Below are 23,488 nucleotides of genomic sequence, written 5' to 3' on the forward strand. Positions count from 1 at the left end.
TCACTTCGAGATCACTCCGCGCAGGCCGCCGCTGCCCAGGGCCGCGATGTCCATCAGCGCCAGCAGCGGTTGCAGGCCGCCCGGCGCGCAGAGGTAGCGCGGCTCCCACTCGGGGGCGAACTTTTCCTTGAAGGCGCGCAGGCCCTGGAAGTTGTAGAAGGATTCGCCGTGGCCGAACAGCAGGCTGCCGAAACGGTGCCAGCGCGGCGCCAGCGGATGCTTGGCGAAGCCCGACAGCGGGGCCATGCCCAGGCCGAAGCGGGCGTAGCCCTCGGCCTGGTAGTGCAGCAGCATGCGCACGAACAGGTAGTCCATCGCGCCGCGCGGGGCCTCCGCGCCGTAGCGCATCAGGTCCACCGCGATCTCCTCGCGCTGGCCGGTGACCAGCAGGTTGGCGAAGGCCACCGGCTTGCCGTCCTTGAGCGCCAGCGCCACCGGCGAGCGCTGCAGGTACTCGGGCAGGAAGGCGCCGAGGGAGAAGGATTTCTCGCGGGTCTGGTGGTGCTCCAGCCAGGCATCGGAGATCTGGCGCAGCTGCGGCAGCAGCGCCGGCACCTCGCCGGGCGACAGCAGCTGGAAGGACAGGCCGTCGCGCTCGCCCTTGCTGACCGCATGGCGCAGGTGCGCCAGCTTCGGGCCCTTGGTGGAGAAGGTCCTGAGGTCGACGCTGGCGTATTCGCCGAGCTTGTAGGCCCGCAGGCCGGCGTCGAGATACAGCGACAGCTGCTCCGGCGGCACCTGGTAGAACACGGCCCGCCCGCCATGCTCGTCGGCCATCTCGATGAAGCGCCACACCAGCTCCGGCCACTCCTCCTGCGCGCCGACCGGATCGTACAGCGACACCCAGCTGCGGTTGCGCTTGCCATACATGATGAAGCTCCGGCCCGACTCCGAGAACAGGAAGCTCTTGTCGCCGGTCAGTGCCAGGCAGGCGGACACCACCGGCTGCGCCTGCAGCACGGCCGCGGCGCGCTCCAGTTCGGCAGCGCTGGGGGCGGCGACGCGGCCGGAGGCCGGGCGGAACAGCTGCCACAGCGCGAAGCCCAGGCCCGCCAGCACGACGGCCAGCAGCGCGCGCAGGCCGCGCGGCGCATGCGCGTCGAACTGGAACTGCCACCAGAGCTGGCTGGTGTAGGGCACGTCGTCATAGACGAAGAACAGCAGCCAGGAGACCGCGGCCACGACGATGCCCACCGTCACCAGCCAGGGCCAGCCCAGCACGCCGGCAAACAACGAGGCCCGGCGGTCGAACTCGCGGCGGCTGGCCAGCAGCACCAGCAGCAGGAAACCCAGCACCGCCATCTCGCTCAGCGCCACGCCCTTGGGCAGCGCCAGCCAGAAATTGAGCCCGGTGATCAGCACCGCGGTCCACCAGGCGGCGTCGAGGCGGTGCAGCAGGCCGCGTGCCACGAACAGCAGGGCCAGGCCGGCGATGCTGCCGAGGAAGTGCGCCGCTTCCACCACCTCCAGCGGCACCTTCAGCGCCAGCAGTTCGGTGGCTTCGTCGGTCGCCGGGGTCACGCCGGACACCAGCAGCATCACGCCGACCACGAAGGTCAGCGTCGACAGGAACAGCGGCGTCAGCTGCGTCGCGGCGCGGCCCACGCGCTGGGCCACGCCCACGCGCAGTTCGTTCCAGGCCAGCAGGCCGACGGCCGCGAACAGCGGCAGCAGGAAGTAGATGGCCCGGTACAGCACCAGTGCGCCGGCCACCTGTTCCAGCGGGGCATGGCCGCGGTAGGCCAGCAGGATCACCGCCTCGAACACGCCGAGGCCGCCGGGGACATGGCTGATCACGCCCAGCGTGATGGCGATGGCGTAGAACGCCGTCAGCGCCGGGAAGCCGACGTCGCTCTGCGGCATCAGGAACCACAGCGCCGCCGCCGCGGCCAGGATGTCCAGGGCCGAGAACAGCAGCTGCGCCGCCGCCAGGCCCGGCCCCGGCAGGCGCAGGGTCCAGCGGTCGAACAGGCTCAGTTCGCGCCGCCAGGCGCAGAGCGCGATGAAGGCGGCGGTCAGCACCAGGATGGCGGCGGCGATGAGCTCCAGGCCGGCGGCGGGAATCCGCGCGATCGGCTCGATCTGGCCGGCGCCCCAGAGCAGGGCGGCGGCGCCCACGGCGACGATGCCGCCGCCGAAGGCCAGGGCGATGAAGGCGATCAGCTGGCCGATGCGGCCGGCGTCGATGCCGGCAGCGGCATACAGGCGCATGCGCACCGCGCCGCCGGTCAGCACGCCCAGGCCCACGGTATTGCCCAGGGCATAGCCGCTGAAGGAGGCCAGGGCCAGGACCCTCGCCGGCACCCGGGCGCCGACGTAGCGCAGGCCGGACCAGTCGTAGCCCATCAGGGCGACGTAGCTGGCGACCGTCGCCAGCAGGGCCAGGCCGATATGGCTGGCCGGGGTGCCGCGCACCACCGCCGCCAGTTCGGCATAGCTCACCTCCCGCAGCAGCAGGCGGATGGCCGCCAGCACCAGGACGGTCAGGAACAGGGCGCCGAGGGCGGGCAGCCAGCCGCGCAGGCGCGGCCAGAGTCCTTCGGCAGGGAGAGGGGCGGGGGTCGGCGGGGGCGCGGCGGGCCTTGCGGACATGGGGCGAACGGCGGTCATCGGACCGGCCAGGCCGGCGAAGACCGTTATTCTGGCACTGCGGGCACAGGGTTTGTATGACCGGCTGCGATTCAAGCGATACTGTGCCCGGGCGGCGACGGACCGCGGGCCCCTTACGTTTTGTTGACTGCCGCCACCCGCCCGCCTCGCCTAGACTGCCGCCCCATGCGCAACCCGCCCCGCCATTCCGAGCAGCTGATCCAGCGCCTCCGCCAGGACCTGGACCGGGCCGCCGACTATGCCGCCTGGAAGCAGATCGCGGAGGAGCTGGATCGCCTGGAGGGCGGCGAAGCCTGGCGCCAGGACGATACCTGCGAGGATTTCGACCACCTGCTGATCAAGGAGCGCCTGGCCGGCATGCGCGAACTGCGCCGCCAGGGCGACGCGCGGCAGCTGGCCTTCAACCTCTACGAGGGCCTGCACGGCAACCTCGGCAACATCTCCAATCCGGTGCTGTACCAGGTGGCCCGCGTCGGCACCAAGCGCCTGGTGGAGGAATACCTGGACGAGGTGGCCCGCTGCCTGGACTATCTCTGCGCCGGCGACTTCGCCAACTTCAGCCACGACGACAAGATCGTCTTCTTCAAGCGCACCGGCACGGTGTTCGGGCGGTCCGCCCTGATGCTGTCCGGCGGCGCCACCCTGGGCATGTTCCACCTGGGCGTCATCAAGGCGCTGCACGAGCAGGGCCTGCTGCCGCGCGTGATCTCCGGCTCCTCGGCCGGCTCGATCATCGCCAGCGTGGTCGGCTCGCGCACCGACGCCGAGCTGGGCCGCGTGTTCGAGCCCGGCGGCCTGGACATCGCCGCCTTCCAGCGCTTCGGCCTGCGCAACGCCCTGAGCGGCAAGGCCCTGATGGACCCGGCCCAGCTCGAACGCTGCGTCGGCGTCAACATCGGCGACCTCAGCTTCCTGGAAGCCTTCGAGCGCTCCCGGCGCATCGTCGGCATCACCATCTCGCCGGCCGATCCGCACCACCAGGGCCGCCTGCTCAACTACCTGTCGGCGCCGCACGTGCTGATGCGCAAGGCGGTGATGGCCTCCTGCGCGGTGCCGGGCGTGTTCCCGCCGGTGATGCTGGAAGCCCGCAACTACGACGACCAGGTCGTGCCCTACATGCCGGCCAAGCGCTGGATCGACGGCACCCTGTCCAACGACCTGCCGATGCTGCGCGTGGCGCGCCTGCACAACGTCAATCACTACATCGTCAGCCAGACCAATCCGCACATCGTGCCGTTCATGTCGGAGAAGATCCTCGAGCCCAAGCGCGGCATCGCCCCGCTGGCCAAGGAACTGATCGCGCAAGGCAGCCGCGGCGCCCTGCAGCTGGCGCGCAAGCACCTGGACCCCTACGGCAGCGGCCGGGTCATCAACAAGGTCGACGCGATGATGCGCCAGCGCTACAGCGGCGACATCAACATCCTGCCGCGGCACACGCCCCGGCACCTGCTCAAGCTCTTCGCCAACCTCAGCCAGGACGACCTGCAGTCCTACATCCGCGAGGGCGAACGCGCTACCTGGCGCCAGATCGAACGCATCCGCTACCAGACGCGCATCTCGCGTGCCTTCGAGGACTGCCTCAAGCTGCTGAAGGATCGTCATCCGTCGGCAAGGCTGCAGGCCTTCGGCTGAGCCCCCGGCCGCCATGGCCGGAAAAGTGACAGGCGTTCCGCCGCCGGTCCTGCAAGAGGCCGTGAAAATCGAGACTTTTGGCCCAGAATCCCGCAGACCCCGCTGCTAGGATCAAAGCGGGGTACCGCCTTGGGGGGCGGTCCTGCAGACCAGGGATGAATCGCGGCATGGCCGCAGCAGGCAAGAACAAAGGCGGTACGGGGGCGGAGATGACGGACCTTTCGGTCTCACCGGTGCGGGACGCCGCCGCACCCATCGTGCCGGCCACGGCACGCGGCGAAGCAACCCGCCGCAAGCTGATGGAAGCAGCGGAAAAGGACTTCGGCGAGAAGGGTTTCCACGCCGCCTCGGTCAGTTCCATCACGCACCGCGCGGGCGTCGGCCAGGGCACCTTCTACCTCTACTTCCGCAGCAAGGAAGAGATCTTCGCGATGCTGGTCCGGGAAATCGGCCACGAGCTGCGCCGGCGGATGGCGATCGCCGTCACCGCCTCCACCACCCTGGAAGAAGCCGCCCATGGCGGCATCAGCGCCTTCCTCGGTTTTGCCCAGCAGCATCCGGGCCTGTTCCGCATCGTGCAGGAGTCGCAGTTCGTCGACGAGCCGACCTACCGCGAGTACTACCATCTGCTGGAACAGGGCTATCGCGCCGGCCTGATGGAGGCGCAGCAGCGCGGCTACATCGGCGGCGGCGATGCTGAGGTGCGCGCCTGGGCCATCATCGGCATCACCCATTTCCTCGGGCTGCGCTACTGCCTGTGGCAGGGACAGTTGCCGGAGACCGAGGTGCTGGACGATGTCACGCGGTTCATCGCCCGCGCATTGAATTCGCCCCAGGGAGAGACGCTGCCGTCCTTCTGATGCGAGCGCGGAGCGTCAACGAGCCCTAGAAGAGATCCGTCTTGCGCCGCCCGAAGCCGGGTTCCGGCGTGGGGGTGTGCCGCAGGCTCGCGGCCGCGGGCGCGGCGGGCGCGGGGGCCGGCTTCCAGGGCGACAGCAGCGTCGCCAGCATGCCCCGCGGAGGCTCTTCCTTCTTCAGTCCTCCGCGCAGCCGCTGATGGCCGCGGGGCGTCAGGATCAGGACCGGCCCTTCGGACTCCTCATCGAGTTCGAGCTCGCCGTCGAACACCAGTCCGCGGACGGCCTGCGCCAGGTCCGCTCGCCGCAGCTGCGTCTGCGGCCATTCGGCCCGCAGGACCTCCAGCGACAGATGGCCGCCGACCGGCACTTGCCGATCCGCAAAGATCTGCAGCACCGCCGCCTCGATCACATCCTCATCCACGCTCACCTGCCACTCCAGAAACCTTGCCGCCATCCTGGCTTCAGCCCGATGGCCGTCACCTTAGCGCAGCAGACCCTGCCTGCCTGTAGGGGTTTTATCCACCGGGGACGGAAGGGGTGAAAAGCCTGCCGAATGGCAGGCGCGCAAGGCCCTTGGCAAGGGCTCCAGCATCGTGCGCATCACTCGCGGACCGGAGCCGCCGCCGCACACAACGCCGGGAATCTCCACGCCGGGCGGGCGATGGCTTGCGGCGGCCCGGCATCGGGCCAGGCCACCGCGGGCCATCGCTCCTCCCCTCGATCCGTTGCCCTACTTCTTCAGCAGATCGCGGATCTCGGTGAGCAGCTTCTCTTCGGTGCTCGGTGCCGGCGGCGCGGCGGGAGCAGCCGCTTCCTGGCGACGGAAGCGGTTGATGATCTTGACCAGCATGAAGATCGCGAAGGCCACGATCGTGAAGTCGAACACCGCCTGGATGAACTTGCCGTAGGCCAGCACCACCGCCGGCGTCTCGCCCACCGCCTCGTGCAGCACCAGCCCGAGCTTGGTGAAGTCCACGCCGCCGACGAGCAGTCCCAGTATCGGCATCACGATATCGCCGACCAGCGAGGAAACGATCTTGCCGAACGCGGCACCGATCACGACACCGACCGCCAGGTCGACCACGTTGCCGCGCATCGCGAATTCGCGGAATTCCTTGACCATGCTCATGGGGGCTCCTTAAGTCCTTCGTCCTTGGGTGTCAGCAGCGAATGTTTCAGTCTGAACAGCGGCTCAATTGTAGCGGCGAAAGCGGACGGTGAGCATGACCCTAGAGACAGGACGGCAATCCCGCCGCCAGGTCCGGATAACTCGGCATGAAATGCAGCTCCTCGCGCAGGCGATCGGTTCGCAGGCGCTTGGACTCCTCCATGAACGACCACATCGCCGGCGTGAAGACCTGCTTCGCCTCCTCCAGGGAAACCTGCGGCGGCGGCGGCAGTCCCAGCAAGACGGCACAGCGCGTGAAGTAGTCGCACATCGTGGTGGGATTGCCGTCGGCGACGTTGTAGGCGGCGCCCGGCCGCCCCCAGGCCGCCGCATGCAGGGCGGCCTGCGCCAGGTCCTCGGCATGGATGCGGTTGGTGCAGGGCGACTCGGCCTCGCGCACCACCGGCAGTCCCTGCGCCAGGCGCTCGCGAGGCAAGCGGCCCGGGCCATAGATGCCGGGCACGCGCAGGATCACCACCTCCGCCCCCGAAGCGGCGGCGTACTCTCCCAGGACCGTCTCGGCATCCAGCCGGCGGCGCGCACGCGCGCTGACCGGCCTCGGCGCCTCGTCCTCGTCGATCCAGCGCCCGCCGCAGTCGCCATAGACCCCGGAGGTGGAGATATAGACGAGCCGCCGCAGCGCCGGCCGCGTGGCCAGCCAGCGCCGCAGCCGCGTGTCCTGCTCGCCGCCCGCCGGCGGCGGGGCAAACCAGAACAGCAGGGGCGTGTCCAACGGGGGAGCCTGGGCGTCCAGGTCGGCTTGCTGCACGGCCAGGCCTTGCGCGTGCAGCGCCTGCGCGGCTGGCAGCGAGCGGACGATTGCCGTAACCTCGCCGCCCAACGCCCGCAGGCGCTGCGCCACGCGCAGGCCGATGTCGCCGCAGCCGACGATGGCCGCCCGGCGCGGCAGGATTTCTTCGAGAGTCTTCATGCATCAAGTCTATCTGGCCGGACGCGACAACTCCTTCGCTGCCGGCGCGGAGGAAACCGTGCTGGAAGCCGGGCTGCGCCAGCACCTGACCCTGCCCTTCGGCTGCAAGTCCGGCGGCTGTGCCTCCTGCCGCGTGCGCCTCCTGCAGGGCGAGGTGCAGCATCGGCTGCCGCCGCCGGCGCTGTCGCAGGCGGAGCTCGACGCCGGCTACATCCTGATGTGCCTGGCCGAGGCCCGCAGCGACCTGGTGCTGGACCTGCACCAGCCGGCACGGCTGGAGCGGCTGCGCCCGCGCCAGTTGCCGGTGCGCGCCCAGGCGCGTATGCCCTTGTCGCACGACGTCATCGGCCTGACGCTCAAGCTGCCGCGGGGCGAGCGCTTCGACTACATGCCCGGCCAGTACCTCGACTTCCTGCTGGAAGACGGCAAGCGCCGCAGCTTCTCCATCGCCAACGCGCCCAACGGCGAAACCCTGGAACTGCACCTGCGCATCGCCCCGGGCGGACGCTTTGCCCACTGGGTGCGGGACCAGATGCCGGAGCGCGCCATCCTGCGCATCGAGGGGCCGCTGGGCGCCTTCTACCTGCGCGAGGACTCGCCACGCCCCATGCTGCTGATGGCCGGCGGCACTGGGATGGCCCCCATCAAGGCGATGCTCGAAAGCCAGCTCGCCCGCGGCCTTCAGCGTCCCGCGCACCTCTTCTGGGGCGTGCGCAGCCGCGAGGACCTCTACCTCGACGCGCAGTTGCAGCAGTGGACGCAGAAGCATGCAGGGCTGCGCTACACGCCGGTGCTGTCGGACCCGGATGCGGACTGGCAGGGCGAGCGCGGCTTCGTGCACGAGGCCCTCCTGCGCGCCTACCCCCGCCTGGACGGTCACGAGATCTACATGTCGGGCCCGCCGGTGATGGTGCGCAGCGGCAAGGACGCCTTCATCGCGGCGGGCCTGGACGCCGACCACCTGTTCTACGATTCCTTCGACTACGCCTTCGAGACCTGGCCCGCGAACAACTAGGGCCTGTTAACACTACGGCCGTCGCTGCGACGGCCGTAGTGTTAACAGGCCCTAGGCGGCGCACCTCAGAGCATCGCCGCCAGCTCCAGGCCCAGGCGATGGTACTTCTCGGCCTCGGCGCGCTGCTGCGTGGCCTCGCAGACACGGGCCAGTTCCAGATAGGCGGTGGCGCTGGGCTGCTGGCGGATCGCCGCTTCCAGGTAGCTGCGCGCCTTGCCCCAGAGCTTGTTGCGCAGGCAGACCTGGCCGGCCGCCAGCTGCACTTCCGGATACTCGCCGTAGCGCCCCAGCCACTGCTCGATCGTGGCCAGCTGGCCGAGGGAGTCGGCGGCCTGCAGGCCGCCATAGAGCCGCATCAGCTCGGCATCCCAGCCGCGGTTCAGCGCCGCGGCGATCAGCACCAGCGCCTCGGCACCGGCATTGAGCCGCACCAGGCCGCGTGCATACTCGCGCAGCAGCGACGGCTCCTCGCGCAGTTCGCGGCCGGCCTGCTCCCACAGCGTCTTGAGCTGGTCGAGGTTGGCGGCCTGCACGGCCGCCTGCAGGCGGCGGCGCAAGGCTTCCGCGGACAGTTCCCGCAGGCGCGCGGGCGCCAGCGCCGCCGCGACATCGGCCTGCTGGAGCACACCAGCCAGCCGGTCCCAGTCGGCCAGCGCGAAATGGCATTCGGCCAGCAGCTCCAGCGGATAAGGATGCCGCGGATCCTGTTCGCGCAGCTGCAGCGCGCTGTCGCGCGCCTGGGCGTAGTCCCCGCGGGCTCGCTGCAGCTCCGCGCGCGTCAGCAACGCCGCGAAGCGCGCCTCGGGGTCACCTTGCGCGGCCAGCCGCAGGTAGTGCTCGCGGCGGTCGGCCGCACCCAGCTGCTGGGCGGCCTTGGCCGCAGCCAGGTAGTTCAGGTGCGAGGCCCGGTGGTCGGCCGCCCGGCGCACCATCTCGATCTCCGCCTCGCGCCAGTGTCCTTCCATCAGGCGCAGCATGCCGTCCTCGAAGGAGTCGCGGGCCAGGTCGGCGCGGCGGCGCTCCATCGCCCGGCGCACGCGCCAGGGCAGGCCGGCACCGGCCACCAGCAGCTGGTAGCCGTAGTACAGGCCGCAGACGATCACGAACAGCGCGCCGGCGAGGCCGAACAGGGAGGTCTCCAGCACCCAGCGTCCGTGGGTGATCATCACGTAGCCGGTGTCGGCGCGCAGCAGATAGGCAGCGGCGCTGCCCAGGGCCAGCGCCAGCACGGCCAGCAGCAGCCAGCGGATCATCTTGCGGGCACGTCCATGTGGGCGCGCAGCAGCGCCAGGCTGCGCGTGATCTCGGGCAGCGGCGGCGACAGCTCCAGCGGCTTCAGGCGCTCCAGCTCGGCCAGGGCACCCTGCACCGCCGGATCGTCCGCGCGGAAATGCTGGCGCAGCCAGTCCCCCGCGCCGGCGCAGGCATCGCGGAAGGACACGGTGTCGCCGCGCAGCAGCGCCACGCGCGCCGCTTCCAGGCGCAGCATCAGCACGCGGTGTACCAATGCCTCGTCCTGGGGCGCCAGCAGTCGCGCCGCGGGCCCCTGGTTGCGGCGCAGCGTGAACATGCCGCGCAGGGCCTGCGCGACGGAAGCCTTGAAGCGCTCCCAGCGCGTACGGTCGGCCACGGCGGCAGCCGGCTCGCGCATGGCGGATTCATAGTGGTCCGGCGCCCGCGCGCGCAGCGGCAGCTGTGCCGCGCGATTGGACAGGCTCGACAGCGCCAGCGCGGCGCCGGCGTAGTCCGGCTGCGGCACGGCCAGCAGCGCCGCCCGTTCTTCGCCGATGGCCTGGCGCACGTTGAACAGCCGCGGGTCGCGCATGCCGGCGATGCGCTGGTCCGCCTCGAGCAGCGCCACCAGCGCGGAAGCCGGGTCGCGCGCGATCTGCAGGCGGTCGTTGGCCAGCAGCAGCAGGTTCTCGATGGAGGCCATCACGAAGCGGTTGCGCCCGCCCGCCACCTGCTCGTTGAGGTTGCCGACGACCTGGTCGTGCTCGTCGATGCGGCGTCCGAACTCGGCGATCTCCGAGCTGTTGCGCTGCATGACCGCCGCCAGGTCGGCCTGGCGGGTGTCCATGGCCTTGGCCTCGGATTCCAGCCGGGCGAGATTGCGCGACAGGCGGCCGATCAGTTCCTCGTGCCGGGCATTGTCCTTCACCAGCCGCTGCTGCTGCTGCCAGACCCAGAAAGCCGCGGCAGCCACCGCGGCCACCACGATCAGCAGCAGCAACAGCGCCAGGCCGCGGCGGCGGCGCGGAGCAGCGGGAGCCGGGAGGGCGGGAGGCGGGGACGTCGGTTCCGCGGATTCGGTCGGCGTGGTCATGCTGGCGGTTGCTCGGCCCACCAGCGCTCCAGGCAGCGCAGGTAGGCAGCATCGGAAACCTGTTCGGGGATGAGCGGCGACTCGAACCCGGACTCGAGGGCCTGTTCTACCACACGCGCCGACGGCAGGACCAGCTTGCGCCGGCGCAACAATTCGCCCAGGGGCTCCGGGGTCAGGGCCAGCAGTTGCCGCAGGGCCTCGCCGCTGGTGAGCAGGATCGCGGCCGAGGCGCGCAGGGCCTCGGCCACCTGCGCCGGGGGATGGGCGACCGGCTGGCGCCGATAGACCTCGGCCAGCTCCACCGTGGCGCCGCGCGCCCGCAGGCCGGCGGCGATGCTGCCGAGCCCCTCGGCGCCGGTCACCAGCAGGAAGCGCTGGCCCTCGACCTGCTGCAGGGCCGCATGGGCCAGCAGGCCCTCGCCGGAATAGAGGCCCGCCGGAGGGATCGCCGCCAGCAGGCCGAGTTCCTCCAGCGCCGACGCGGTGGCGGCACCCACCGCGTAAAGGCGCCGCGGCCAGCGGCCGCCGTCGAGACGCCGCGCGCAGCGCACGGCATTGCGGCTGGTGAAGATCCAGCCGTCGGCATCGCGCGCATTCGCAAAAAGATCCAGGAGCTGCGGCGCGGGACGCGCCGGCTCGATCGCCAGCAGCGGCAGCCGCCGCACCTCGGCCCCCTGCTCCTGCAGCAGCCGGCACAGCGGCTCGGCCTGCTCCGCGGGGCGCGTCACCATCACGCCCAGCCCCGCCAGCGGCGCCTGCATCACACCGGAATCCCCAGCTGCCGCAGGATATCGCCCGCGCCCTGGTCGAGCAGGCGCTGCGCCAGCTCCTCGCCGAGTTCTTCGGCGCGCGCCTGGGCGCCGCGCAGTTCGCCACGGACCACGCGGCTGCCGTCGGGGGCGCCGACCAGTCCGCGCAGGCGCACTTCCGATCCCAGCACCTCGGCATGGCCCGCCACCGGCACCTGGCAGGCGCCGCCGAGCTTCGCGTTCATCGCCCGCTCCGCCATCAGGCGCGTGTAGCTGCGCGCGTCGTGCAGCGGCATCAGCAGGCGCCGGGTCCGCTCGTCGTCCTCGCGGCACTCGATGCCGACGATGCCCTGGCCGATGGCCGGCAGGAAGCGGTCCGCGGACATGCGCTCGCGGATGCGCTGAGCCAGGCCCAGGCGGATCAGCCCCGCGCTGGCCAGCATGATCGCCTCGAACTGTCCTTCGTCGAGCTTGCGCAGGCGCGTGCCCACATTGCCGCGCAGGTCGCGGATCACCAGGTCCGGGCGCAGCGCACGCAGCTGCGCCTGCCGGCGCAGGCTGGAGGTGCCCACCACCGCGCCCTGCGGCAACGCGTCGAGCGAGGCATGGGTGTTGGAGACGAAGGCATCCGAGGGATCCTCGCCGGCCAGGAAGGCGCTGAGGCAGAGCCCGTCCGGCTGCTTCACCGGCACGTCCTTCATGGAGTGCACCGCGATATCCGCGCGCCCCTCCAGCATCGCCTGCTCCAGCTCCTTCACGAACAGGCCCTTGCCGCCGATGTTCGCCAGCGGGCTGGACAGCAGCTGGTCGCCGGCCGTGGTCATCGGCACCAGCTCGACCGCGAGCCCCGCATGGACCTCCTCAAGCCTTGCCTTGACGTGCTCGGCCTGCCAGAGGGCCAGGGGAGATTCGCGGGTGGCGATGCGGAGTTGCATGGTGGAGCGGCGTTCCGGGGGGAGTTGGCGGGGATTATCCGCTTTTCTGCCGGGAGAGGGGTCTGTCCTTGATGGAGCCCCTTCCAGCGGGGAGGGGGAGCGAAAGCATGGGGGAGCAGGCAAAAGAAGAAGGCCGGATCGCTCCGGCCTTCTTCAGCAACCCAACCCCCGCTCAGGCCTCCGTCAGGAACCTGCGCACTTCCGCCAGCCGGCGCCGCGACACCGGCAGCGGGTCGTTGGCGTGCTTCATGCGCAGCCAGTGGTGCTGGTCGCCGTGCCGGTCGCGCTCCAGGCCGGCGATGAAGCGCGTGGCCACCAGCGCCTTGCGGTGGATGCGGATGAACCAGGGGGCGAAATCCTGCTCCAGGGTCTTCAGGGATTCCTCGATCAGCACCTCGCCGTGCAGGTGCTTCACCGTGGTGTACTTCTGGTCCGCCAGGAAATAAATGATGTCCTCGGCCGGCACGCGCACCAGGCCGTCGCGGTTGGTGGCCAGCACGAACTCCCGCTTGGGCTTGCCGCCCGGCAGCGGGACGGCGACGGCGGCCGGCTTGTGCGCGCGGGTCGGCTTGCGCACGCGCATCAGCGCTTCCTTGAGCTTGTCGACGCGGATCGGCTTCAGCAGGTAGGCCTGGGCGGCGGCGTCGAAGGCCGACAGCGCGTGCTCCGAGTAGGCCGTGGTGAAGATCACCGCGGGGGGCACCTCCAGCTCGGCGAGCTGGCGCGCCACCTGGATGCCGTCCATGCCGCCCATGCGGATGTCCAGCAGGACCAGGTCCGGCTCCTCGTCGTCGATCACGTCGAGCGCGCTTTCGCCGTCTCCGGCCTCGCCCACCACCTCGTAGCCGGGGAACTCCGACAGCAGGCGTTTCAGGCGCTCGCGGGCCAGCGGCTCATCATCGACGATCACGACACGCATGCTTCAGTCTCCTTCCGGCTCTTTCTTCGGTTCTCGCGGCAGCACCAGGCGGGCCCTGAACACACCGCCCTCCAGCCGCAGGTCGCGGCCCAGTTCCAGCCGCGCGCTGTCACCGTAAATCAGGTTGAGGCGCTGGGCAATATTGTCCACCGCAATGCGGTTGCCTTGCGACTGCAGGGACTCGCCCTGCGGGATGGGATTGGTGACCTCGATCACGAGCCGCCCGAAGATCTCGCGGCCGGCGATGCGCACCTCGCCCCGCCCCGCCATCTTGGAAATGCCGTGGTGCACCGCATTCTCCACCAGGGGCTGCACCACCAGCATCGGCACCGGCCACTCCAGCAGCCGGTCGGGAATGTCCCATTCGATCTCCAGCTTCTCGCCCAGGCGCAGCTTCTCGATGCGCAGGTAGGCGTTGCACAGTCCGATCTCGTCGGCCAGGGGCCCCATCTGGCCGCGCTTCTCCAGGCTGGCACGGAACAGGTCGGACAGGTCCACCACCATCGACTCGGCATCGTCCGGCTGCACATGGATCAGCGCGGCGAGGCTGTTGAGGCTGTTGAACAGGAAATGCGGCCGGATGCGGGCGTTCAGGGCTTGGTAGCGCGACTCGCCCTCCGCCTTGACCTGCAGGCGCCACTGGTGGCGCACCCAGAAGTAGCGCAGCAGCAGCATGGCCACGATCGCCGCGATGGCGACATGGCGCAGCACGAAGTAGACCCGGGGCTCCTGCGCCATCAGCCCGTCCCAGCGCAGCACCTCGGTGAAGACCTTGTGCGCCACCGCCGACACGGCCATGACCACCACCACCAGCAGGCCCCAGCAGTAGAAGAACACCACCCCCGGCCGCGCCAGGGGGAACCAGCGCCGCGACCAGCAGAGCACGGCGGCGGAGCACAGGGCGATCCACTGCAGGTACAGCGACAGCATGGTGAAGGTTTCCAGCGCCTCGTCCCCGCCGTTGCCGCGTCCCAGGGTGAGCACGATGGCCACCAGCTCCATGGTGAAGGCCAGCGCCAGCACCGACGATCCCTGGCAGAAATTGGGAATCATGCTGGTGAGCTGCAGCGATTGCTGGGGCGTGATGCGTTCCACGTGACTTTTTATATAACTTTATTGTCTTCTATGGATTAATCGTAACCGGCCTGCCGGGACGGGCAACGCCCGCGCGCCTATAATCGCGCACTTTTTACCGAGCCACAGCATGTCCTCCGGCAACGCAAAACTCTGGGGCGGACGTTTCGCCGAGTCCACCTCCGCACTGGTCGAGAAATTTTCCGAGTCGGTCAGCTTCGATTCGCGCCTGTACCGCCAGGATATCCGCGGCTCCCAGGCCCATGCCCGCATGCTGGCCAAGGTGGGCGTGCTCGGCACCGAGGATGCCGAGCGCATCGTCGCCGGGCTGGATGCGATCCTGGAGCGCATCGAGTCCGGCCAGTTCGAGTGGAGCGAGAAGCTCGAAGACGTGCACATGAACATCGAGGCCCGGCTGACCGAGGACATCGGCGACGCCGGCAAGCGCCTGCACACCGGCCGCTCGCGCAACGACCAGGTCGCCACCGACCTGCGCCTCTACGTGCGCGACGTGATCGACGACCTCGCCGAGCTGATCGGCCGCCTCGAAGGCGCCCTGCTGGACCTGGCCGAGCGCGAGGCCGACACGGTCATGCCCGGCTTCACCCACCTGCAGATCGCCCAGCCGGTGACCTTCGGCCACCACATGCTGGCCTGGCGCGAGCAGATCCTGCGCGACCGCAGCCGCCTGCTCGACTGCCGCAAGCGCCTGAACCTGCTGCCGCTGGGCTCCGCCGCGCTGGCCGGCACGGTCTACCCGATCGACCGCCACTACACGGCCGGGCTGCTGGGCTTCGACGGCGTCACCGAGAACTCCCTGGACACGGTCAGCGACCGCGACTTCGCCATCGAATTCTGCGCGGCCGCCGGCCTGATCCTGGTGCACCTGTCGCGCTGGAGCGAGGAGCTGATCCTCTGGTCCACGCCGATGTTCGGCTTCGTCGATCTGCCCGACCGCTTCTGCACCGGCAGCAGCATCATGCCGCAGAAGAAGAACCCGGACGTGCCGGAACTGGTGCGCGGCAAGACCGGCCGCGTGATCGGCAACCTGCAGGCCCTGCTGGTGCTGATGAAGGGCCAGCCGCTGGCGTACAACCGCGACAACCAGGAAGACAAGCCTCCGCTGTTCGACACCGTGGACACGGTGTCGATGTGCCTGCAGGTCTATGCCGAGATGGTGCCGCACATCGCCGTGAAGCGGGACAACTGCCGCGCCGCGGCCGCCAAGGGCTTCTCCACCGCCACCGACCTGGCCGACTACCTGGTGAAGAAGGGCCTGCCCTTCCGCGACGCCCACCATGCCGTCGGCAGCGCGGTGGGCTATGCCGCGCAGAAGGGCTGCGACCTGTCCGAGCTGTCGCTGGAGGAACTGCGCCAGTTCTCGCCGCTGGTGGAAAAGGATGTCTACGAGCGCATCACGCTGGAAGGCTCGCTCAACGCCCGCAACCACTACGGCGCCACCGCCCCGGCACAGGTGCGGGCGGCGATCGCCCGCGCCCGCGCCGCGCGCGGCGCCTAGCCGCCACGGCCGCAAACGAAAAAAGCCCGCGCGAGCGGGCTTTTTTGTTGCGCCGGTTGGGGGCCTCAGGGCGTTGCCGGAGCGGGCGCCGCCTCCGCTGCAGCAGGCGCGGCCTCCGGGGGCGCCTCGCCCCCGGCCGCCGGCGCCGTTTCGGCGGCGGCCTCCACCCGCACGAACGGCAGCGCCGGCCCGAGGAAGCCGAGCACCGGCTCCACGGTGCGCTTCGGGTCCTCTTCCTGCGGCACGTGTCCCAGGTCGTCGAACATCACCAGTTGGCTGCCGGAAATCTCTCGATGGAAGCGCGTGGCGCTGGCCGGCGGGATCAGGCGGTCGCGGCCTCCCCAGAGGATCAGCGTCGGCAGCTTGAGCACGCGGATGCGGCTGGAGGTGTCGCCGCCGGTCTGGGCGAAGCGTTCTCGCAGCGCCTTGCGGTTGCCGGCGCGCAGCGACAGCTCGTAGTAGCGGTCCACCAGTTCGTCGCTGACCTTGGAGGGATCGCCGTAGACGTTGCGCACGCTGGAGGCGATCACGCTGCGCGGCATGGTGCGGTCCATCAATGGCGCCAGCCAGGGCATCTGGGCGATGCGGAAGCCCAGCGGCACCGAATCCGGCGGCAGCGGGTAGCCCGCCGCGTCCACCAGCACGATCTTCTGCACGTAGGACGGCAGCGCCAGCGCCGACTCCCAGGCCAGGCGGCCGCCGAAGGAGTTGCCCGCCACGATGTAGCCCTCGGCACCGTAGTGCTCGAACAGCTTCTCCATGAAGCGCATGTAGGCGGCGATGCTGTAGTCCCCGTCCGGCGCCGGTCCGGTCAGGCCGAAGCCCGGCAGGTCCACGCGGATCACGCGGCGCTGCGCCTTGAGCACCTCCGCCCAGCCGTCCCAGGTGTGCAGCGAGGCCGAGGTGCCATGCAGCAGGATCACCGGGACGCGGTCGTTGATCGGCCCCTCGTCGCGCACGTGCACGTCCATCCCGGCGATCTGGATGAAGGAGGAGGGCGGCTTGGCCCAGCGCGCGCGCAACTCCGCCACCGGCCGGTCCGGTGCCCAGCTGGCGGCCACATACGCCGCCGGCAACCCCACCAGCAGCAGGAGCAGCGCCAGCACCACCACGAGGGAACGCTTCATAGCATTGAACGCCGGTTAAGTTGTCGGACCGGCGGCGATCCTAGCAGCCTGCGTTTTGCCGGCACCTACCCGAATTGCATGACTCGGCTGTCAGATTTGTGCGCGTTCAACTGGTATGATAAGTTGACCATACGACCAAAACCGCCGAGGACACCTGCAGATGATCGGCATTCCCCTGGGCCTGGTGACGGCCAACGCCGTCGAGTGGGTCATGCACAAGCATGTACTGCACGGCTGGGGCCGCACGCGCGGCACCTTCTGGTCCTTCCATTTCCACGAGCATCATCGCCTGGTGCGCCAGAACGGCTACCACGACCCCAACTACCACCGCTTCCCGCTGGGCCTGCATGCCCAGGGCAAGGAAGCCTGGGCGCTGATCGGCGCCGGGGTGGCCGTGGCCCCGCTGTTCCCGGTGGCGCCGTTCTTCGTCGGCACGCTGTGGTACTCGGCAGCCAACTACTACCGGGTGCACAAGCGCTCGCACCTGGACCCGGCCTGGGGCCAGCAGCGCATTCCCTGGCACTACGACCATCACATGGGCCGCAATCCCAGCGCCAACTGGTGCGTGACCCGCCCCTGGTTCGACTACGTGATGGGCACGCGCGAGTTCACCGCGGGCAGCCCGCGCGAGAGCAATGTGCTGGGGCTGCCCTGGCTGCCGGGCTGGCTCTCGCGGCGGCTGCCTCCGCCGGAGACCCTGGGCATCGAGCACCCGGCGCCCGCGCCGCGGACGCTGGAACAGGAGGCCTGAGCCATGGCCCGCTCCTCCTTCTCCGCCGTCCGCAAGGAGTCGCTGTCGGACTCCGTCTACCGCCAGCTGGCCGACAAGATCCTGCGCGGGGAGCTGCCCCCCGGGGAGCCCTTGCCGGCCGAACGCGAACTGTCCGAGGCGCTGGGCGTGAACCGCGGCGCCGTGCGCGAGGCGATCAAGCGCCTGCAGCAGGCACGGCTGGTGGCGGTGCGCCAGGGCGGCAACAGCGTGGTGCTGGATTACCTGGCCGAGGCCGGCCTGGAACTGCTGCCGAGCCTGCTGGTGGACGGCAAGGGCCAGCTCGACATCGGCGTGGCGCGCTCGATCATGGCGATGCGCTCGGCACTGGCGCCGGACATCGCCGCCGCCGCCGCGCGAAAGGGGGGAGTGGCGCTGGCCGACACGCTGGACGCCCTGCTGGACAGCATGCGCCGCGACGCCGGTCAGCTCGGCGCGCTGCAGGAACATGCCCTGGCGTTCTGGCGCCGGCTGGTGGAGCACGGCGGCAACATCGCCTTCCGCCTGGCCTTCAACTCCATGACGCAGACCTACGTCCCGATCCGCAACGCGCTGGCGCCGGTGCTGCAGGGCGAGTTGCGCGACCTGGAGAACTTCGCCGGCATCGCCGCCGCCGTCCGCCGCGGCGATGCCGAGGCGGCGCAGCGCCACGGCCGCCTGCACGTGGAGATCGGCCGTCGTGCGCTCGAGCAGGCGCTGTCCACCGTGGAAGCCGGCGGCCTCCGGCCGTCCTGATCCGGGCCGCGGCGCGGCCTAGTGCTGCGGGAACAGCCGCTTGTTGAGCCGGTAAAGCGAGGAGATGTCCTCGTCGCCGTGGCCCTCGGCCATCAGGGTCTGGTACTGCGCCAGCGTGGTGTCCACGCAGGGCAGGTCTCCGCCGAGCTGGGCGGCCATCTGCTGGCAGATCATCAGGTCCTTGTGGTGCAGCGAGACCTTGAAGCCCGGCGGATATTCGCCGTTGATCATGCCGCGGCCGCGGTTCTGCACGAACCAGGAGCCGGCGGCGCCGGTGCCCACTGCGTCCACCACCAGGTGCAGCGGCAGCCCCAGGGCCGCGGCAAAGGCCAGGCCCTCGGTCACCGCCTGGGCAACGCCCGCGGCCATGACCTGGTTGACCGCCTTGGTGGCCTGGCCGCTGCCGTGCGGACCGATGTGGATGTGGCGCTGCCCCATGGCCTCGAACAACGGCAGGGCGGCGACATAGTCTTCCGGATGGCCGCCGACCATGAAGGTCAGCCGGGCCAGCCGCGCACCCTCGGTGCCGCCGGTGATCGGCGCATCCAGGAAGCGGGTACCGGTACGGGCCAGCAGTTCCGCCGCGTCGATCGCGGTCTCGCGGGCCACGGTGGAGGAGTCGATCACCAGCCGTCCCTTGGCCGCCGGCACTGCCAGGGCCTCGACGGTTTCCATGACGTCGCGGTCGGCGGGGATGCACATCGCCACCACATCGCAGTCGTCCCAGAGATGCACGGCCGAGGTGGCGGCGCGCACGTGGTACTGCCCGGCGAAGTCCTCGGCCTGTTGCCGCTGGCGGGTGTAGACCGCCTGGAGGAAGCCCTTGCCGGCCAGGTTCGCCGCCATGTGCCAGCCCATCGCACCGAGACCGATGAATCCCACTTTCATGCGTTTCCCCTCTCCTGGTAGCGCCTTGAAGCCCTGATGTCTCCGTGGTCCGACAATGCCACAAAGCCGCGGGTTCGTCGCCGGGGTAAAATGGGCGGATGTCCCCCGCTTTCCTTCGCCTCGGCGCGCTGGCTCCGGCCGCCGTGCAGGCCGCTGCCGCCATCTACGCGGTCTGGGTCTCGCTGCAGTTCAGCGACGACCCTGCCTGCGCGCTGATCAACGCCGGGCTGTTCCTGCTGCCCTTCCTGCTGCTGGGTGCGGCGACCGGGCGGCCGGCCATCGCCCTGGCCGCCGCCACGGCGCTGGCGTTGCTGCTCTGGGCGGTGGGCGAGATGAAGCTGCGCTACTTCGGCAATCGCCTGGCGCTGATCGACTTCTACTTCCTGTCCGAGGGAGCCAACTGGAGCATCGTGCAGCGCTATCCGCGGCTGCAGTGGATGCTGGCAGGCTACCTCGCCCTGGTCGCCGTGCTGATCCTCCACGCCCGGCAGCGCCGGCAGCAGCGCTGGGGCGCCAAGGCGCGGCTGGCGGCGGCGCTGGTGCTCGCTGGCTGGTGCGCCGGCGCCTGGGCCGGCCGCCACCACCATACCTGGGAGGTTTTCCGCGACGATGCCGACTGCGGCACGATCAAGACCTGCGGCGTGATGTCGCGCCTGCTGTATTCCTACAGCGTCTTCGAGTTCGCCGAGCCCCTGCCCTCCGGCGACCCGGCGCGCTTCGAGGCCGCCGCCGCCGGCGTGGCGCCGTTGCCGGCGCCCTGGGAGGTGCGCCCCGACGTGGTGGTCTGGCTGCACGAATCCACCCTGGACCCGGCGCTCTACCGCCTGAACGGCGCGCGCCTGCCGCGGCTGGACATGTTCCGTCGCAGCCCCCGCGACCGCGCCGGCGGCCTGTTGCGCGTGCATACCTTCGGCGGCAAGACCTGGCTGTCGGAGTTCTCGCTGCTGACCGGCCTGGTGCCGGAGGACTTCGGCGGCCGCCGCACCACGGTGTTCAACAGCGTGGCCCCGCAGATGCAGCGCAACCTGGTGACCCGCTTCGAAGCCAACGGCTACGACAGCCTGGTGCTGATGCCGACCATGAAGAGCTTCTACGGCGCCGCCCGCACCTACGAGGGACTCGGCTTCGACCGCGTCCTGACGCTGCGCGACTTCCCCGAGTACGATCACGTCAAGGGCGACGAGTGGGACATCGCCGACAGCGATCGCCTGGGCGAGGCGGCCGCCAAGCTGCTGCGCGAACACCGGCGGGCGCATCCGGACCGGCCGCTGTTCCTGTACCTGCTGTCGATCAAGGAACACGCCCCCTACTCGAGCCGCACCCGGCCGCTGTACCGCCTGGAGCGCAGCGGCGTGGGCAAGAGCCTGGCCGCCAAGCTCACCGACTACGTCGGCAAGCTCCAGGTACTGGATGGCGGCCTGCGGACACTGGAACGCGAGCTGACCGCCGGGCCGCGGCCGGCGCTTTGGGCCTACTTCGGCGACCACCAGGCGTACTTCGAGGAAGCTTCCCCACCCTATCGCAGCCCGTTGCCGGCACCGGAGCTGCTGACGCAGTACCGCCTGCGCAGCAGCCTGGCACCGGCGCTCCGGGAATCCCCGCCGCTGCTGGACATCGCGCTGCTGCCCTCGCTGATCGCCGACAGCGCGGGCCTGGAGCCGGACGATTTCTTCCGCGCCCAGTCGGCGATGCGCCGGCTTTGCGGCGGCCGGCTCGAGGACTGCCCGGACAAGGCCCTGCTGGCCAGCTACAAGGCCCATCTCTTCTCGCCCCGGCTGGGGCTGTTCGACGACAGCATCGAGCAAGTCGCCGCCCACTAGGCTAGCCTGCGGGTTCCCCAGCACGGAATCCTGCATGCCCATCGCCAAGCCCCTGATGCTCGACGACGTCGAGCGCTGCGTCGACGCCATCCTCGATCGTGTCGGACCCGATGTCCGCATCGGCCTGCCGCTGGGCCTGGGCAAGCCGGTGGAGCTGGTCAATGCCCTGTACGCCCGCGCCAAGGCCGACCCGGCGCTGCAGCTGACGATCCTCACGGCGCTGTCGCTGGAACAGCCGGAGCTTCCGGCCGGCGTCGAAGGGGCCTTTCTCGGCCCCTTCCTGCAACGCGTCTTCGAGGGCGTGCCGAAGCTGGACTACGCCGCCGACCTGCGCCGCAAGGCCCTGCCGCCCAACGTGCAGGTGAAGGAATTCTTCTTCCGCCCCGGCAGCCAGATGGGCAGTGCCCACGCGCAGCAGCACTACATCAGCACCAACTACACCTTCGCCGCGCGCGACGTCTTCAACCAGGGCTGCAACGTCGCCGCGCAGATGATCTGCAAGCGCGAGGATGCCGCCGGCCTGCGCTACAGCCTGTCCTGCAATCCCGACACCGGACCGGAGCTGGTGGCGCTGCTGCGCGAGGCCGAAGCCGCCGGCCGGCGCCGCATCGCCGTGGTCGGGGTGGTCAACCAGCAGCTGCCCTACATGGCGCGCGATGCCGAGTTCCCGCCCGAGACCTTCGACCTCGTGGTGGACCACCCGCGCTACTCCAGCGCGCTGTTCTCCACGCCCAAGCAGCCGGTGGCCACCGCCGACTACGCCATCGGCCTGCAGGCCTCGGCGCTGATCCGCGACGGCGGCACCCTGCAGGTGGGCATCGGCGCGCTGGGCGACGCCCTGGTCTACGCGGTGCAGCTGCGCCAGCAGAGCAACGAGGCCTACCGTGCCGCGCTGGCGGCACTGGACATGCCGGCGCGCTGCGCCGCGCTGCTGGAAGGCTGCGGCGGTGACTCGCCGTTCTCCACCGGACTGTACGGCGCCACCGAGATGTTCGTCGACGGCTTCATGGACCTGGTCCAGGCCGGCGTGCTCAAGCGCGAGGTCTACGACTTCTGGGCCCTGCAGCAGCTGGTCAACGACGGCCGTTGCGACCCGCGGCGGCTNTTTTTAATGATACGGCGACCACCGAGATGTTCGTCGACGGCTTCATGGACCTGGTCCAGGCCGGCGTGCTCAAGCGCGAGGTCTACGACTTCTGGGCCCTGCAGCAGCTGGTCAACGACGGCCGTTGCGACCCGCGGCGGCTGGACCCGGTCGTGCTGGAACACATGGAGGCGCTGGGGCTGCGCGTGATCCGCACCGCCGATTTCGAGATCCTGCAGCATCACGGCTTCTTCAACGATGCCACCCGCTACGACCAGGGCCACATCGTGGCACCCGACGGCGAGCGCGTGCTCGCCAACGTCGCCGACCCGCAATCACGCCGGGTGATCGCCGGCAAGTGCCTGGGTACGGCGCTGCGCCGCGGCATCGTGGTGCACGGCGGCTTCTTCCTCGGCCCTCGCCGCTTCTACGACTGGCTGCGCGGCATGAGCGACGAGGAGCGCGGCCGCTTCTGCATGACCGGCGTCTACAAGGTCAACCAGCTCGACCACAACCCGCGCCTGTACAAGGCCCAGCGCGTCAACGCGCGCTTCATCAACACCGGCATCATGGTCACGCTGTCCGGCGCCGTGGTGTCCGACGGGCTCGACAACGGCAAGGTGATCTCCGGTGTCGGCGGGCAGTACAACTTCGTGGCGATGGCGCACCAGCTGCCCGGCGGCCGCAGCATCATCATGATCCGTGCCGCGCGCGAGACCGACGGCGGCGCCAGCTCCAATGTCGTCTTCAACTACGGTCACTGCACCATCCCGCGCCACCTGCGCGACATCGTGGTGACCGAATACGGCGTGGCCGACCTGCGCTCGCAGAGCGATGCCGAGGTCGCCAAGCGCCTGATCTGCATTGCCGACTCGCGCTTCCAGGCCGGCCTGCTGGAGCAGGCGGTGAAGGCGGGGAAGATCGAGGCAGGCTGGCAGATTCCCGCGGAGTGCCGCGACAACACGCCAGCGTCACTGGATCGGCGCTTCAAGCCGCAGCGCGCGCAGGGACTGTTCGGCGCCTTCCCGCTGGGCAGCGACTTCACGCCGGAGGAACTGAAGCTGGCGGCGGCGCTGAAGCAGGTGAAGGCGAAGGCGGCTTCCACGCCGAAGTGGAAGCTGCTGCTGGGCGCGCTTAGGGCAGGGGAGCCGTCGGCGGCGATGCAGCCCTACCTGGCGCGGCTGAAGCTGGAACAGCCGAAGACGCTGCAGGACAAGGTGGTGAGGATGTTGCTGGTGGAGGCGTTGGGCGGCTGAGAGGGGAGCTGCGTCCCGAAGCGTTCATGTCGCCGGCGTCGCTGCTTTGTCTGCTCGATGAGGGAACCCCC

At 70.0% G+C, this 23,488-nt stretch carries 20 protein-coding genes; 8 read left to right on the forward strand and 12 right to left on the reverse strand.

Features of this window, described 5'->3' with window-relative positions; all coding sequences use genetic code 11:
• Positions 1 to 2,592, reverse strand: a complete 2,592-nt coding sequence (gene mprF, locus C3942_RS13760) for a bifunctional lysylphosphatidylglycerol flippase/synthetase MprF (RefSeq protein ID WP_207766089.1) — start codon at positions 2,590 to 2,592, stop codon at positions 1 to 3.
• A 183-nt stretch (positions 2,593 to 2,775) separates the two neighbouring features.
• On the opposite strand from mprF, the gene C3942_RS13765 reads away from it, so the two are divergent.
• Together C3942_RS13765 and C3942_RS13770 are read left to right on the forward strand one after the other, a co-directional pair.
• The gene (locus C3942_RS13765) at positions 2,776 to 4,242 is read left to right on the forward strand and encodes a DUF3336 domain-containing protein (RefSeq protein WP_104230930.1); all 1,467 of its coding nucleotides are present in this window, start codon (positions 2,776 to 2,778) and stop codon (positions 4,240 to 4,242) included.
• A gap of 209 nt (positions 4,243 to 4,451) precedes the next feature.
• A complete protein-coding gene (locus C3942_RS13770) occupies positions 4,452 to 5,102 on the forward strand; it encodes a TetR/AcrR family transcriptional regulator (protein ID WP_104231052.1) in 651 nt (216 codons plus the stop codon).
• 25 nt (positions 5,103 to 5,127) lie between these two features.
• Here the strand turns inward: C3942_RS13770 and C3942_RS13775 are convergent, their stop codons facing one another.
• From C3942_RS13775 to C3942_RS13785, 3 genes are all read right to left on the reverse strand, one after another.
• Positions 5,128 to 5,529: a hypothetical protein gene (locus C3942_RS13775; RefSeq protein WP_104230931.1), complete on the reverse strand. Its 402-nt coding sequence runs from the start codon at positions 5,527 to 5,529 to the stop codon at positions 5,128 to 5,130.
• A gap of 303 nt (positions 5,530 to 5,832) precedes the next feature.
• On the reverse strand, positions 5,833 to 6,231 hold the full coding sequence (gene mscL, locus C3942_RS13780) for a large-conductance mechanosensitive channel protein MscL (protein WP_104230932.1): 399 nt from the start codon (positions 6,229 to 6,231) through the stop codon (positions 5,833 to 5,835).
• A 100-nt stretch (positions 6,232 to 6,331) separates the two neighbouring features.
• The gene (locus C3942_RS13785) at positions 6,332 to 7,201 is read right to left on the reverse strand and encodes an SDR family oxidoreductase (RefSeq protein ID WP_104230933.1); all 870 of its coding nucleotides are present in this window, start codon (positions 7,199 to 7,201) and stop codon (positions 6,332 to 6,334) included.
• On the opposite strand from C3942_RS13785, the gene C3942_RS13790 reads away from it, so the two are divergent.
• Positions 7,200 to 8,216, forward strand: coding sequence for a 2Fe-2S iron-sulfur cluster-binding protein (locus C3942_RS13790; RefSeq protein WP_104230934.1), 1,017 nt, complete (start codon positions 7,200 to 7,202; stop codon positions 8,214 to 8,216). The two genes, C3942_RS13785 and C3942_RS13790, sit on opposite strands and share 2 nt — an antisense overlap.
• A gap of 65 nt (positions 8,217 to 8,281) precedes the next feature.
• Here C3942_RS13790 and C3942_RS13795 read toward each other — a convergent pair whose 3' ends face one another.
• The 6 genes from C3942_RS13795 to C3942_RS13820 form a co-directional block, all read right to left on the reverse strand.
• Positions 8,282 to 9,469 carry a heme biosynthesis HemY N-terminal domain-containing protein gene (locus tag C3942_RS13795; RefSeq protein WP_104230935.1) on the reverse strand — a complete coding sequence of 396 codons (1,188 nt, stop codon included), beginning with the start codon at positions 9,467 to 9,469 and terminating at the stop codon, positions 8,282 to 8,284.
• Positions 9,466 to 10,542, reverse strand: a complete 1,077-nt coding sequence (locus C3942_RS13800; RefSeq protein ID WP_104230936.1) for a uroporphyrinogen-III C-methyltransferase — start codon at positions 10,540 to 10,542, stop codon at positions 9,466 to 9,468. Before C3942_RS13800 ends, C3942_RS13795 begins: the two co-directional genes overlap by 4 nt.
• On the reverse strand, positions 10,539 to 11,303 hold the full coding sequence (locus C3942_RS13805) for a uroporphyrinogen-III synthase (protein WP_104230937.1): 765 nt from the start codon (positions 11,301 to 11,303) through the stop codon (positions 10,539 to 10,541). The genes C3942_RS13800 and C3942_RS13805 overlap by 4 nt, the downstream gene beginning before the upstream one ends.
• Complete coding sequence (hemC, locus tag C3942_RS13810) at positions 11,303 to 12,226, reverse strand: hydroxymethylbilane synthase (protein WP_104230938.1); 924 nt, start codon at positions 12,224 to 12,226, stop codon at positions 11,303 to 11,305. Before hemC ends, C3942_RS13805 begins: the two co-directional genes overlap by 1 nt.
• Positions 12,227 to 12,398: 172 nt before the next feature.
• A complete protein-coding gene (locus tag C3942_RS13815; RefSeq protein WP_104230939.1) occupies positions 12,399 to 13,145 on the reverse strand; it encodes a LytR/AlgR family response regulator transcription factor in 747 nt (248 codons plus the stop codon).
• A 3-nt stretch (positions 13,146 to 13,148) separates the two neighbouring features.
• Positions 13,149 to 14,240 (reverse strand): sensor histidine kinase, encoded by a 1,092-nt coding sequence (locus C3942_RS13820; protein ID WP_104230940.1) that lies wholly within the window; start codon positions 14,238 to 14,240, stop codon positions 13,149 to 13,151.
• A 109-nt stretch (positions 14,241 to 14,349) separates the two neighbouring features.
• Here C3942_RS13820 and argH point away from each other — a divergent pair, with 109 nt between their 5' ends.
• Positions 14,350 to 15,738: an argininosuccinate lyase gene (argH, locus tag C3942_RS13825; RefSeq protein WP_104230941.1), complete on the forward strand. Its 1,389-nt coding sequence runs from the start codon at positions 14,350 to 14,352 to the stop codon at positions 15,736 to 15,738.
• Between the two features lie 65 nt (positions 15,739 to 15,803).
• Here argH and C3942_RS13830 read toward each other — a convergent pair whose 3' ends face one another.
• Positions 15,804 to 16,865 (reverse strand): alpha/beta fold hydrolase, encoded by a 1,062-nt coding sequence (locus C3942_RS13830; protein WP_104230942.1) that lies wholly within the window; start codon positions 16,863 to 16,865, stop codon positions 15,804 to 15,806.
• Positions 16,866 to 17,025: 160 nt separating this feature from the next.
• Between C3942_RS13830 and C3942_RS13835 the strand changes: the two genes are divergently transcribed.
• Both C3942_RS13835 and C3942_RS13840 read left to right on the forward strand, forming a co-directional pair.
• Positions 17,026 to 17,616 (forward strand): hypothetical protein, encoded by a 591-nt coding sequence (locus C3942_RS13835; protein WP_104230943.1) that lies wholly within the window; start codon positions 17,026 to 17,028, stop codon positions 17,614 to 17,616.
• A 3-nt stretch (positions 17,617 to 17,619) separates the two neighbouring features.
• On the forward strand, positions 17,620 to 18,369 hold the full coding sequence (locus C3942_RS13840) for a FadR/GntR family transcriptional regulator (RefSeq protein WP_104230944.1): 750 nt from the start codon (positions 17,620 to 17,622) through the stop codon (positions 18,367 to 18,369).
• A gap of 18 nt (positions 18,370 to 18,387) precedes the next feature.
• Here C3942_RS13840 and C3942_RS13845 read toward each other — a convergent pair whose 3' ends face one another.
• Entirely contained in the window at positions 18,388 to 19,257 is an 870-nt protein-coding gene (locus C3942_RS13845) for an NAD(P)-dependent oxidoreductase (protein WP_104230945.1), read from the reverse strand.
• Between the two features lie 98 nt (positions 19,258 to 19,355).
• On the opposite strand from C3942_RS13845, the gene C3942_RS13850 reads away from it, so the two are divergent.
• On the forward strand, positions 19,356 to 21,077 hold the full coding sequence (locus C3942_RS13850; protein WP_104230946.1) for a sulfatase-like hydrolase/transferase: 1,722 nt from the start codon (positions 19,356 to 19,358) through the stop codon (positions 21,075 to 21,077).
• A gap of 1,149 nt (positions 21,078 to 22,226) precedes the next feature.
• On the forward strand, positions 22,227 to 23,417 hold the full coding sequence (locus tag C3942_RS13855) for an acetyl-CoA hydrolase/transferase C-terminal domain-containing protein (protein ID WP_436286242.1): 1,191 nt from the start codon (positions 22,227 to 22,229) through the stop codon (positions 23,415 to 23,417).
• The last annotated feature ends 71 nt before the right edge of the window (positions 23,418 to 23,488 follow it).

Origin of the sequence: Solimonas fluminis (assembly GCF_002930645.1) — a bacterium.
In the GTDB taxonomy this organism is placed as follows: Bacteria; Pseudomonadota; Gammaproteobacteria; order Nevskiales; family Nevskiaceae; genus Solimonas_A; species Solimonas_A fluminis.